Raw genomic sequence first — 11,618 nt, 5'->3', positions numbered from 1 at the left:
GTGGTCAACGTGGCCGATAGTACCAACGTTAACGTGCGGTTTTGAACGTTCAAATTTTTCTTTAGACACGACTATATTCCTTAATATCGCTCCCTCTCACAGAGGGAGCGTAAACTAAATTGAACTCGAAAGGATCTTATTTCGCTTTACGAGCTTCGATAATAGCCTGAGCGACGTTGCTAGGCGCTTCGTTGTACTTCAAGAACTCCATTGAGTATGAAGCACGACCCTGAGTTTGTGAACGCAGGTCAGTTGCATAACCGAACATTTCAGCCAGTGGTACTTGTGCACGAATGATCTTACCAGTAGGTAGATCGTCCATACCTTCAACCATACCACGACGACGGTTTAAGTCACCGATAACGTCGCCCATGTAATCTTCTGGCGTTTCAATCTCAACTTTCATGATTGGCTCTAACAGAATCGGTTTTGCTTTCATGAAACCTTCTTTAAAGGCCATAGATGCAGCAATTTTAAACGCGATCTCTGAGGAGTCAACATCATGGTAAGAACCGAAGTGCAGACGAGCTTTGATATCAACAACAGGGTAACCGGCTAAAGGACCTGATTTCAGCTGTTCTTGGATACCTTTGTCAACAGCTGGGATGAATTCTTTAGGAATTACACCACCAACGATATCGTTGACAAACACATAGTTCTCTTCACCACCTGATGGTAATGGGCTAAGGTCAATAACAACATGACCATACTGACCACGACCACCAGATTGTTTAGCGTGTTTACCTTCAACGTCAGTAATTTCTTCGCGAATTGTTTCACGGTAAGCAACTTGTGGTTTACCTACGTTCGCTTCAACTTTAAACTCACGACGCATACGGTCAACTAACACGTCTAAGTGTAGCTCACCCATACCTGCGATGATAGTCTGTCCAGACTCTTCATCACTAGATACACGGAAAGATGGATCTTCTTGAGCCAGACGGTTCAGAGCGATACCCATTTTTTCTTGGTCAGCTTTAGTCTTAGGTTCGATAGCAACAGAGATTACTGGCTCTGGGAATTCCATACGTTCTAAGATGATTGGTGCATCAATTGCACACAGTGTATCACCTGTAGTAACGTCTTTCAGACCGATAGCAGCAGCGATGTCACCTGCACGAACTTCTTTAATTTCTTCACGTTTGTTAGCATGCATCTGAACGATACGGCCAAAACGTTCTTTTTTGTCTTTAACTGGGTTCAGAACCGTGTCACCAGAGTTTACAACACCGGAATAAACACGGAAGAACGTTAAGTTACCAACAAATGGGTCAGTTGCGATTTTAAATGCCAGAGAAGAGAAAGGCTCTTCATCGCTTGAATGACGTTCTGCTGGAGTATCTTTACCATCTGGTAAAATACCTTTAATTGCAGGTACATCTGTTGGTGCTGGCAGATATTCAATAACTGCATCCAGCATTGCCTGAACACCTTTGTTCTTAAATGCAGAACCACAGGTAACCAGGATAATTTCGTTATCTAGAACGCGTTTACGCAGCGCAGATTTAATTTCTGCTTCTGACAGTTCTTCACCGCCTAGATATTTGTCCATCAGTTCTTCTGATGCTTCAGCCGCAGATTCGATCAGGTTGTTGTGCCACTCATCTGCTAAATCTTGTAGTTCTGCAGGAATGTCTTCGTATTCGAAGGTGACGCCTTGATCTTCTTCATTCCAGCGAATCGCTTTCATTTTGATCAGGTCAACAACACCAGTGAAATCTTCTTCAGCGCCTACTGGGATTTGCAGTGGAACTGGATTTGCAGCTAAACGTGTTTTGATTTGTTCAACAACACGTAAGAAGTTTGCACCCATACGGTCCATTTTGTTAACGAACGCGATACGTGGTACATGATATTTGTTAGCCTGGCGCCATACTGTTTCTGACTGAGGCTGAACACCACCAACTGCACAGTAAACCATAACCGCGCCATCAAGAACACGCATAGAACGTTCTACTTCGATAGTGAAGTCAACGTGTCCTGGGGTGTCGATGATGTTTACACGGTGAGGCTCAAACTGTTTAGCCATACCAGACCAGAATGCAGTAGTTGCAGCGGATGTGATAGTGATACCACGTTCCTGCTCTTGCTCCATCCAGTCCATTGTTGCTGAACCTTCGTGAGTTTCACCAATTTTATGGTTTACACCGGTATAAAACAGAATACGTTCACTTGTAGTGGTTTTACCGGCGTCGATGTGCGCACTAATACCGATATTACGATAACGTGCTATGGGGGTTTGACGAGCCATTTTTTCCTCTCTCGTGGGCGTTCAATTCAGGTAAAGGACAGCATAGCTGTCCTGAAAAGAGTTGCGACTACTTCGCGGATTACCAGCGGTAGTGTGCGAACGCCTTGTTTGCATCTGCCATACGGTGAACGTCTTCACGTTTCTTAACAGCAGCGCCTTTGTTTTCAGCCGCATCAGATAATTCATTTGCCAGGCGAAGAGCCATGGATTTATCACCGCGTTTACGAGCAGCTTCAACAATCCAACGCATTGCTAATGCATTACGACGAACTGGGCGCACTTCAACTGGAACTTGGTAAGTTGAACCACCAACACGGCGGGATTTAACTTCCACAGTAGGACGTACGTTATCTAATGCGATTTCGAACGCTTCCAGTTCAGTTTTGCCTGAACGCTGAGCCAGGGTCTCTAGCGCATTATAAACAATAGATTCAGCAGTAGATTTTTTACCGTCTACCATCAGAATGTTAACAAATTTGGCCAGTAGTTCTGATCCGAACTTAGGATCTGGCAGAATTTTACGTTGACCAATTACACGACGACGTGGCATGGAAATACTCCGTTTAAAATTCAGGGTTGTCCAAAACTCGATGAGTTTATTTTGACATTAATTGTGAAAAAATGTTTGGCCTTACTTAACGGAGAACCATTAAGCCTTTGGCTTCTTCACACCGTACTTAGAGCGACCTTGTTTACGGTCTTTAACACCGGAACAGTCCAGCGCGCCGCGAACAGTGTGGTAACGCACACCTGGTAAGTCTTTAACACGACCACCACGGATAAGGATTACGGAGTGCTCCTGCAAGTTGTGGCCTTCACCACCGATGTAGGAAGAAACTTCGAAACCGTTAGTCAAACGAACACGGCATACTTTACGCAGTGCTGAGTTTGGTTTTTTAGGAGTGGTAGTATATACACGAGTACATACGCCACGTTTTTGCGGGCAAGCTTCCAGAGCTGGAACGTTGCTTTTAACAACTTTCGAGCTACGAGATTTGCGCACCAGCTGATTAATAGTTGCCATTTAAAAAAAGCTCCTGGTTTTTGCTTCGTAAACACGGATTTGAACTCTGTCTTGTCGACAAGACAAAACATGAGGACGCAGAATTTTATTGCTGACGAGCTCATGTGTCAAGAATTATACAGCAATTCTACGCGCCCCAGTGAATTTGTTGGGGGTGTTTTACCGTTAAATCGACAAAATCACCATAATTGATAAGTTTAATCTGATGAGAAACCTGATCTTTTAGGCCTCGCGCGAGAACATCATCAATTAATGCATAAACAGAAATTTGCTGAGCCAGACAATAAATTAATAAAGGATTATCTTCAAGAACGGCTAGTACACCATCTTGGATTAATAAAACTTCATCATGCTTTGTCAATAAAGACAAAAATGCGTCCAAATCACTTTGGTAAATAGAGACGGAGTAAGTATACAACATAACCGTTCATCCTTCTTGACTAACTCATCATTAAAAACGTAATACCACGTCATAGTGACTCAGTTTCTGAGCAATCTCTTGAGCTGTTATAACCTTGGCGTCAAGAATAAACATTATTTGTGACGATAAACCACGATGAGCTAGATCTTCTTGTGATATATAGACGTTTGTCACATCATACAAGGGGAGGACTTTAAATGTAGCTGCATGATGACGAGAAAGAACGCCTTCAGGCTGTTGATTTTCCAGTAATTGGAACACGCCATCAGAAAGAAAAAAAACACCTATATTTTCGGTTAAGGCGGAAGTTGCTAATAGCGCATCTAAACCTTCACGCCCAGCACTATTACCATGAGGTGCCTGAGTAAAGATAAACGCCACAGAATTCATTTTCTTCATTAAAACTGCACCACACGATCACAAGTTAACATCGCTTGAGCGAGGGCTCCTAAGCCACTTAGCTCAAACTTTGTTGCCATATTGCTGCTCAGTAACCCCTGCTCTTTAGCTTGTTGCTCATCAACAACACCACGCCGTAATGCTGCAGCAACACAAACCTGCAAAGGGATATTGTAGCGTGAAGCCAATGCTATCCAGGCTTTTGGCAAGTCAAATTCATCACTTGCGGGTGAGACCAATTGATTAGCATTGGACACACCTTCACGATAAAAAAATACTTGTGCGATGTGATGACCTTTTTCAAGTAACGCTTTAGCAAATAAATAAGCGCTAGAAGCTTGTTCCGTGCCATAATGTGGCCCAGTCACCAGCAAGCAATATGTCAGATTCATCGTATTACTCTACTCTCCATTTTTAAATTGGCGGATATAGAGATACACAGTATGTTTAGAAATATTCAGTCTATCAGCAACTTGATTTATCGCGTCTTTGATATCAAAGATCCCTTTCTCATAAAGATTTAACACCACTTGTTTATTTTTCGCATTATTAGCCACTTCACGATCGTTATTCACTTCTTCAATCGTAAATTCAAGTGTTTGTGCCACGAGATCATCGACAGAAGAAGCAAAATTCACATCAGAAGCCACTTCATGCGTTTCTTCAGGAATAAAGGTTTTAATAATCTCAGAGAATGGGACATCAAGGTTCATATTAATACATAATAAACCAATAACACGGCGCTCACGATTACGAATGGCGATCGTAATTGATTTCATCAAAGCGCCACTTTTTGCACGGGTAAAATAAGCTTTTGAAAAACTTGAATCTTCATCTGTAATATCATGCAACATTTGTAATGCTAAATCGGTAATAGGTGAACCAATCTTACGGCCTGTATGTTCCCCATTCGCAATTTTAACCGCTGAACATTTCAAATCTTCCAGAGAGTGCAATACGATTTCGCAGTGATGACCAATTAACATGGCTAAACCATCTACTGCAGCCTCATATGACTTTAAAATTTCGTGATCAGTTTGAGTAAAAGGTCGGCTATCTAATTTTTCAAACTCGTTGCTGTCACCATAGAATAACGGGCTAGACATTTGATTATATAATCCTTAAAGGCTTTAATTATGATAATGACTTGAGGTCTTATTATTTATAATGATTCATCTTCATGAATCAATTCAATATTAAAATTTAAATATAAAGTCCTGTACAATCTTGACGTTAAATCGTCAAGGGATCTACGTCAAGAGTCTTAGAATAAGAGCTTTGTCATAGGTCACAGCTTTGCTTTATTTTCTTTCTATTTTTACATTACTCACGCATTTCTCTTGATAAAATTACCCTATTTCGGGGATCAAGAAAAAGATCAATGAAGCTAAGCACACCAGTTATATTTAAATATTATGCTATTTTAAGAAGTTGTTAACCCTATTAATATGCTAATTATCTAAAAATTTTAACAAATATTATAAAATATCGATCCGCTGGTGAAACCGACTATATCTACATTTTCTCTCGCTTGTTTTATGCAAAAGTTGCTAGAAAAACAGTTTACCTTTAGCACTGTTATGCACTTCTATAATTTATCTGGCTAGAATATATTCATTACTATATGTATGCAGAGAGATTATTACTATTGATTCTCCTATCAGAATGACATAACCGTTATCTCGACATTACTGCTGTTTTTACACACTTTTACAGGTTTACTTATGTTTTTAGGTCAATATTGGGCAAAGTTTGCCCCTACTACGCTTTTTGTTCTACTTTGGAGTAGTGGTGCTATTTTTTCTCGTTGGGGTTTAGATAATGGCAGTTCATTTGCCATTTTGACTTGGCGTTTTGTTATTGCATTACTGTTTCTTACCCTACTTTGTCTCCAACGTCGCCAATTTCTTCCCCCTAAAGGAAGCCGTTTAAAAACAGCATGGGTTGGATTGCTCATTATCGGTGGTTACTCTATTTGTTACTTGTTAGCGCTCGCTAACAGTATTACACCAGGGATGCTCGCCACTATTATGGGTATTCAGCCGATCCTCACTTTATGGATCATTGAACGACACTTTACTGCGAGTCGGTTATTAGGACTATTTATTGCTTTGATAGGATTAGTATTAGTGGTTGCGCAGAGTTTATTTAATACTTCACTCTCATTAACAGGAATGATTTATGCACTCATTGCACTCCTCTGTATGAGCTTTGGCGCAATTTCCCAAAAGAAATTACAATTAGCGCCTATGGAGGCATTGCCGATACAATATGTGGTTAGTTTAACGCTATGCTTATTATTTATTCCATTTCAACCTATGCAGCAATCTTGGGATATTGGTTTTATTGTTCCCGTACTTTGGCTAGCAATTATTATTTCTGTCGTGGCACAATTACTACTCTACCGACTGTTAACTGCAGGTAATCTGGTTAATGTGACTAGCTTATTCTATTTAGTACCGGGAGTAACTGCGTTAATGGATTATATCTTCTTAGGCAATAAAATGTCTTGGCTTAGCTTAGCGGGGATGGGCGCCATTATTATTGGTCTTATTTTTGTATTTAAAAAGTCTAACTCGATGATTGTTGAAGAAAAAATAAAATAAACAAACAAAAATGCTGGAATAGTACTCCAGCATTTTTTCATTAAGCAATTGATTATTTGTCGCTTTCAACACTCAGCAATTCAACTTCAAAGACTAATGTTGAGTTAGCTGGAATGCCACTCGTTGCACGTTGACCGTAACCTAATTCAGGTGGAATAACTAACTTAATTTTTCCGCCTTCTTTAATGTATTTCATACCTTCAGTCCAACCTGGGATAACACTTTTCAGGCTAATAGTTAAAGGCTCTTTACGATCATAAGAACTATCAAATTGTTTACCGTCAATCAGCATACCTTTATAGTTCACAGTAACGCGATCGGCATCTGTTGGTGTTTTACCTTTACCTGGATTTTCAACTAAATACAGTAGGCCTGATTTAGTTTTAACAACACCTTTTTCAGCCGCAAATTCTGTACGGAATTTATCACCAGCAGCTTTATTCTCTGCGGCTTCTTTTTCCATTTTCGCCGTTGCAACTGTACGTACTTGATCTTCAAAAGCTGCCAGCGTTAATTCAATTTCTGCATCTGATAATTTAGATTTATTATTAAAGGCATCTTGAACACCGGCTAATAATTGTTTTGAATCTAAATTAATACCGATATTTTTTTGTTCTGTTAATGCAGCTTCCATATAGCGACCCATTGACGCGCCTAAAGCATATGCATTCTGCTCATCCTGAGTTTTAAACGCGCTATTTAATGTTGGTACTTTAGCTGTCTCTTCTGCCAGTGCATGAGGTGCACTAAATGCAAATGCTAAACTTGTTGCCAACAACGTCGTTTTTAATAAAGATTTCATCCCGTTCTCCAGTTTATGTTAGTGAGTCACTACGCGTTGCAAACGATCATCTTAAATCTTAGCAAATACGTTTTGCATCACTTCTTTCTGTCGTTGCGGAGTAGATCTCATCCGCGGGTAACAATTTTATATGAATTAAAAATATTTGCCGACACCCACAACCGTTAATGTTAGGATTTTCGTCAGCACAGCGTGTTACCACATTAACAAAATAGTCTTTTAACTCAAACCAGATTTATGTCTTACTGTGTATATATCAGTAAATAATATTAAATTTTACTCAGTAATTCACTATATTAGTCATTATATGACATCACATAACAAGGAGAAAAAACCATGGACATTAAGGAAATAGAAGAGTTACTTATTCAATTAGAGAGTAAAATTGCTTTCCAAGATGCCACCATCGAAGAGTTAAATCAGGTGGTCACACAACAACAAATTGAAATTAGTCGTTTTAAAGAGGCCTTAAAAATCGTCACCGAACGATTGAAGTCATCCCAATCATCAATGCTCGCTCGCCCTGAAGATGAGACCCCACCACCTCATTATTAACTTCAAGTGAGACTGTAGGCAAGAACAAAAAAGGAGCGTTATCACGCTCCTTTTTCAATGGTTTCACAAGATTAATGTTGGCAACCACAACCGCCATGACCGTGGCCGTGACCACCTTTTCCATGACCGCCACCACAACATCCACCTTCTTCACCGTGATCGTGATCATGACCATGACCACCACCACAGCATCCGCCTTCTTCACCGTGGCCATGTCCGCCACAACACTCATGACCTTCATCTTCACCATGAACATGACCATGAGCTAATTCTTCTTCCGTGGCTTCACGGATAGCAACGATTTCTACATGAAACTTCAGGTTTTGACCCGCTAACATGTGGTTACCATCAACGATAACTTCGTCACCCTCAATACCGGTAATTTCTACTGGTACTGGGCCTTGATCTGTATCAGCTAAGAAGCGCATACCCACTTCTAACTCATCAACACCAACAAAAACATCTTTCGGTACACGTTGAACTAAGTTTTCATCGTATTGGCCATATGCGTCATCAGAAGCGACTTCAACGTCGAACTTCTCACCAACTTCACGACCCGTTAATGCATTTTCTAAACCACTGATTAAAGAACCACGGCCATGTAGATAGTCTAGCGGTGCACTCACCGGGGACTCATCAACTAAAACACCGTCTTCTGTTCTTACTTGATAAGCCAGACTAACTACCAAGTCGTTTGCTACTTTCATGACATCTCCTACATACCCGTGGGCAAAATTTTCCCGATTGTAACGAAAAATAAATCGTCTGTATCGGATTATATCAAAAAAACCTACAATTATTGTGGTGTAAAGATCCCGATGACCTGTTCATTTTCACGCACAAGTGCACTCACCTCACCGTCTGTTTGCCTTTGCTGATGACCACATTGAGCGCATTCCACAATATCCACTTTATCTTCTCGCCACATTTTGAGTGTATCTTGGGCTTGACAGTGGGGACATACTGCGCCAGCAATAAAACGCTTACGGGTTGCAGACATGGGGTCAGTTCTCCTGTTTATCAATGGGTCTTTTTTCTCTATTTACTTGAGGGATAGCATCAGTTAACGATTCGTCCCAAATATCAGGCTGGTGGTGCTCTTGTCTCATCTCTTCATTAAACAGCTCTTCTAATTCACGACGAGCCTCTTTAACACGTGAAACATTCGAGACTTCTTCAGGTGATTCGTCCACCAACTTTCTTAATAACTGCATATCTAGACGACGAAAATGCTGTTGTGCACGATAGGCCTGATGTGGGTGCATACCAAGTTCAATTAAAGTTTTACGTCCTAGCTCTAAAGCACTCGAGAAGGTTTCTCGACTAAACTCTGTCACCCCTGCTTTTAACAGCTCATGTGCTTCAACACGTCCTCTTGCTCTGGCAATAATTTGTAATTGAGGAAAATGGCGCTGACATAAATGGACAATTTCCATTGTCGCCTCAGGCTCATTACTGGTGATCACAATGGCTTTCGCGTGTTCAGCCCCCGCAGCACGTAATAAATTCAAGTCTGTCGCATCGCCATAATAAACTTTATAACCATATTTACGCATGGTACTTAAACTACCAACGTCATGCTCTAATACGGTCACGTTGACTTTATTTGCCATAAGTAGGCGCCCGACTACCTGCCCCATACGACCAAAGCCCACCAGGATCACTTCTGGATGGTTATTTTCAACAAAAGGCTCTTCGTCTATCTTTGCATCATTATAACGGCGCGATAACACGGCGTCTGTCATTTGCATCACAAGTGGCGTAGTCATCATTGAAAGCGTTACGACAACCAAAAGTAATGCCATCTGTTCACTATTTAATACCCCCATCGCCATAGAGGTAGAAAAGACGACAAAAGCAAATTCACCGCCTTGGCTTAATACGGCTGAAAATTGCAAACGTGTCGAAAAGCGTAATCTCGCTAACCAAGCGATACCATAAAGTACCAACCCTTTAATCAAGACTAAAATAACAACGCCCAGTAACACTTGCGGTAAATAACGCCACAATATACCTATATCGAGGGACATGCCGACGGAGATAAAAAACAACCCTAGCAATAAGCCTTTAAAAGGTTCAATCGAGATTTCTAATTCATGACGATATTCAGAGTCAGCTAATAATACCCCTGCAATAAAAGTTCCCATCGCCATGGAAAAGCCAATCATTTCCATAAAGAGTGCTGACCCTAATACCACTAATAGCGCACCGGCGGTAAAAACTTCTCTCACACCCGATTTAACAATTAAGCGAAATAGTGGGCGCAATAAATAGCGGCCACAAATTAATAATGCAGCGAATGAGACTATTTTTAGGGCAATACGATACCAATCACTACTGGCTGTTTCGCCAGCAAGTAAAGGGATCACCGCAAGAATAGGAATAACGGCCATATCTTGAAAGAGTAAAACCGCAAAACCCAACTGCCCTCCTTCGTTATGATTCATTCCTTTTTCATTCATCAATTGTAAAGCCATCGCAGTTGATGACATGGCGATACCTAGGCCACCAATCAATGCTGCTTGCCACGAAAAAGAAGTTAAGAGTAAAAGTAGCCCTGTGATAACAGATGCAGTAAAGACAACCTGCATGGCGCCGACACCAAATATTGCTCGCCGTAACTCCCAAAGCTTAGCTGGATTTAACTCCAGCCCAATCAGGAACATTAAAAAAACAACCCCTAATTCAGAAAAGTGTAAGATGTAATCAACATCTTTAAATAATCCTAATCCCCAAGGGCCAATCGCAATACCAGCAATTAAATAGCCTAATACCGCACCAATTTTTAAGCGTTGTGCGATGGGGACCATAATCACGGCAGCACATAAGAAAAACAGCACGGCTTTTATCATCCAATTACCTTCCATCCGCGTGTTCCCCCTCTAACGGTGCTTGTAACCATTGGCGATAAGCATCACTAATATGCCCTAGTGTTGTTTTGGACTGTTGCCTTGCGGAGTAAATAATCATCGGCGATAACCAGCGCATACCACACATTTCCGCCATTAACTCGATAGGACGCAATAATTCAGAGAGTGTGTAGTGATTTTTACCATTATGTTGATAAGCATGTTCAGGCTCACCAGTAGTCACCACACAACGGAATGTTTTTCCTTTAAGTTGAGCTCGCCCAACTTTATTAGCAAAAGGGCGCGTGAGCACTCTATCTTGCCACTCTTTTAATAGCGCAGGACAACTATAAGTTTGTAATGGAAACTGAAATACAATGACTTGGTGTTGACACAATAGTGCTTGCTCACGGTGAATATCGATAAAAAAATCAGGGTAAGTGGCATATAAATCATGAATTGTTATATTTTCCAGATCCCTCACCGCACGCAACAACGCTTTATTGGCGATAGATTGACGCGGCTCGGGATGGACATACACCAGTAAAACATTTGATGCGTTTGACATCATTCCTCCTTACAAAACGTGTCAGAAACCTTTTTTTCCGTTACCATGCACGCATTGTGACCAACTGTTACGAACAACTTACTCTATATATTAATTTACATACTCTTAATAGACGACATTTATGATTGTTTTTTCTTCTTTGC

14 protein-coding genes and 1 pseudogene are annotated in these 11,618 nt (G+C 40.8%); 2 read left to right on the top strand and 13 right to left on the bottom strand.

Features of this window, described 5'->3' with window-relative positions; all coding sequences use genetic code 11:
• From HMPREF0693_RS19005 to HMPREF0693_RS17105, 8 genes and pseudogenes are all read right to left on the bottom strand, one after another.
• Positions 1-69, bottom strand: a pseudogene (locus HMPREF0693_RS19005) (GTP-binding protein); the annotation flags it as partial.
• A gap of 67 nt (positions 70-136) precedes the next feature.
• Positions 137-2,251: an elongation factor G gene (gene fusA, locus HMPREF0693_RS17135; protein WP_004246898.1), complete on the bottom strand. Its 2,115-nt coding sequence runs from the start codon at positions 2,249-2,251 to the stop codon at positions 137-139.
• 79 nt (positions 2,252-2,330) lie between these two features.
• Positions 2,331-2,801 (bottom strand): 30S ribosomal protein S7, encoded by a 471-nt coding sequence (rpsG, locus tag HMPREF0693_RS17130; RefSeq protein WP_004246897.1) that lies wholly within the window; start codon positions 2,799-2,801, stop codon positions 2,331-2,333.
• A 99-nt stretch (positions 2,802-2,900) separates the two neighbouring features.
• Entirely contained in the window at positions 2,901-3,275 is a 375-nt protein-coding gene (rpsL, locus tag HMPREF0693_RS17125; protein WP_004246896.1) for a 30S ribosomal protein S12, read from the bottom strand.
• 127 nt (positions 3,276-3,402) lie between these two features.
• On the bottom strand, positions 3,403-3,696 hold the full coding sequence (tusB, locus tag HMPREF0693_RS17120; protein WP_004246894.1) for a sulfurtransferase complex subunit TusB: 294 nt from the start codon (positions 3,694-3,696) through the stop codon (positions 3,403-3,405).
• 30 nt (positions 3,697-3,726) lie between these two features.
• Positions 3,727-4,095 carry a sulfurtransferase complex subunit TusC gene (gene tusC / locus HMPREF0693_RS17115; protein ID WP_004246893.1) on the bottom strand — a complete coding sequence of 123 codons (369 nt, stop codon included), beginning with the start codon at positions 4,093-4,095 and terminating at the stop codon, positions 3,727-3,729.
• Positions 4,095-4,487 carry a sulfurtransferase complex subunit TusD gene (gene tusD, locus HMPREF0693_RS17110; RefSeq protein WP_004246892.1) on the bottom strand — a complete coding sequence of 131 codons (393 nt, stop codon included), beginning with the start codon at positions 4,485-4,487 and terminating at the stop codon, positions 4,095-4,097. Before tusD ends, tusC begins: the two co-directional genes overlap by 1 nt.
• A 9-nt stretch (positions 4,488-4,496) precedes the next feature.
• On the bottom strand, positions 4,497-5,201 hold the full coding sequence (locus HMPREF0693_RS17105; protein WP_004246891.1) for a helix-turn-helix transcriptional regulator: 705 nt from the start codon (positions 5,199-5,201) through the stop codon (positions 4,497-4,499).
• Between the two features lie 618 nt (positions 5,202-5,819).
• Between HMPREF0693_RS17105 and HMPREF0693_RS17100 the strand changes: the two genes are divergently transcribed.
• Entirely contained in the window at positions 5,820-6,701 is an 882-nt protein-coding gene (locus HMPREF0693_RS17100; protein ID WP_004246890.1) for a DMT family transporter, read from the top strand.
• Between the two features lie 52 nt (positions 6,702-6,753).
• Here the strand turns inward: HMPREF0693_RS17100 and fkpA are convergent, their stop codons facing one another.
• On the bottom strand, positions 6,754-7,503 hold the full coding sequence (fkpA, locus tag HMPREF0693_RS17095) for an FKBP-type peptidyl-prolyl cis-trans isomerase (RefSeq protein WP_004246889.1): 750 nt from the start codon (positions 7,501-7,503) through the stop codon (positions 6,754-6,756).
• A gap of 336 nt (positions 7,504-7,839) precedes the next feature.
• On the opposite strand from fkpA, the gene HMPREF0693_RS17090 reads away from it, so the two are divergent.
• Positions 7,840-8,058, top strand: coding sequence for a SlyX family protein (locus HMPREF0693_RS17090; protein ID WP_004246888.1), 219 nt, complete (start codon positions 7,840-7,842; stop codon positions 8,056-8,058).
• Between the two features lie 71 nt (positions 8,059-8,129).
• Here the strand turns inward: HMPREF0693_RS17090 and slyD are convergent, their stop codons facing one another.
• The 4 genes from slyD to kefG form a co-directional block, all read right to left on the bottom strand.
• Positions 8,130-8,765 (bottom strand): peptidylprolyl isomerase, encoded by a 636-nt coding sequence (gene slyD / locus HMPREF0693_RS17085; RefSeq protein WP_004246887.1) that lies wholly within the window; start codon positions 8,763-8,765, stop codon positions 8,130-8,132.
• A gap of 89 nt (positions 8,766-8,854) precedes the next feature.
• A complete protein-coding gene (locus HMPREF0693_RS17080; RefSeq protein ID WP_004246886.1) occupies positions 8,855-9,058 on the bottom strand; it encodes a YheV family putative zinc ribbon protein in 204 nt (67 codons plus the stop codon).
• 4 nt (positions 9,059-9,062) lie between these two features.
• Positions 9,063-10,925, bottom strand: a complete 1,863-nt coding sequence (gene kefB, locus HMPREF0693_RS17075) for a glutathione-regulated potassium-efflux system protein KefB (protein WP_004246885.1) — start codon at positions 10,923-10,925, stop codon at positions 9,063-9,065.
• Positions 10,915-11,475 carry a glutathione-regulated potassium-efflux system ancillary protein KefG gene (kefG, locus tag HMPREF0693_RS17070; RefSeq protein ID WP_004246884.1) on the bottom strand — a complete coding sequence of 187 codons (561 nt, stop codon included), beginning with the start codon at positions 11,473-11,475 and terminating at the stop codon, positions 10,915-10,917. The genes kefB and kefG overlap by 11 nt, the downstream gene beginning before the upstream one ends.
• Between the last annotated feature and the right edge of the window lie 143 nt (positions 11,476-11,618).

Origin of the sequence: Proteus mirabilis ATCC 29906, assembly GCF_000160755.1 — a bacterium.
Classification (GTDB): Bacteria; Pseudomonadota; Gammaproteobacteria; order Enterobacterales; family Enterobacteriaceae; genus Proteus; species Proteus mirabilis.
Note: the sequence above shows the minus strand (reverse complement) of the source record. Positions and strands in the feature narration are given on the sequence as shown.

Coding starts and splice junctions, on each gene's coding strand:
- fusA (WP_004246898.1), bottom strand. CDS start 2,251: ATGGCTCGTCAAACCCCCATAGCACGTTATCGTAATATCGGTATTAGT.
- rpsG (WP_004246897.1), bottom strand. CDS start 2,801: ATGCCACGTCGTCGTGTAATTGGTCAACGTAAAATTCTGCCAGATCCT.
- rpsL (WP_004246896.1), bottom strand. CDS start 3,275: ATGGCAACTATTAATCAGCTGGTGCGCAAATCTCGTAGCTCGAAAGTT.
- tusB (WP_004246894.1), bottom strand. CDS start 3,696: ATGTTGTATACTTACTCCGTCTCTATTTACCAAAGTGATTTGGACGCA.
- tusC (WP_004246893.1), bottom strand. CDS start 4,095: ATGAAGAAAATGAATTCTGTGGCGTTTATCTTTACTCAGGCACCTCAT.
- tusD (WP_004246892.1), bottom strand. CDS start 4,487: ATGAATCTGACATATTGCTTGCTGGTGACTGGGCCACATTATGGCACG.
- HMPREF0693_RS17105 (WP_004246891.1), bottom strand. CDS start 5,201: ATGTCTAGCCCGTTATTCTATGGTGACAGCAACGAGTTTGAAAAATTA.
- HMPREF0693_RS17100 (WP_004246890.1), top strand. CDS start 5,820: ATGTTTTTAGGTCAATATTGGGCAAAGTTTGCCCCTACTACGCTTTTT.
- fkpA (WP_004246889.1), bottom strand. CDS start 7,503: ATGAAATCTTTATTAAAAACGACGTTGTTGGCAACAAGTTTAGCATTT.
- HMPREF0693_RS17090 (WP_004246888.1), top strand. CDS start 7,840: ATGGACATTAAGGAAATAGAAGAGTTACTTATTCAATTAGAGAGTAAA.
- slyD (WP_004246887.1), bottom strand. CDS start 8,765: ATGAAAGTAGCAAACGACTTGGTAGTTAGTCTGGCTTATCAAGTAAGA.
- HMPREF0693_RS17080 (WP_004246886.1), bottom strand. CDS start 9,058: ATGTCTGCAACCCGTAAGCGTTTTATTGCTGGCGCAGTATGTCCCCAC.
- kefB (WP_004246885.1), bottom strand. CDS start 10,925: ATGGAAGGTAATTGGATGATAAAAGCCGTGCTGTTTTTCTTATGTGCT.
- kefG (WP_004246884.1), bottom strand. CDS start 11,475: ATGTCAAACGCATCAAATGTTTTACTGGTGTATGTCCATCCCGAGCCG.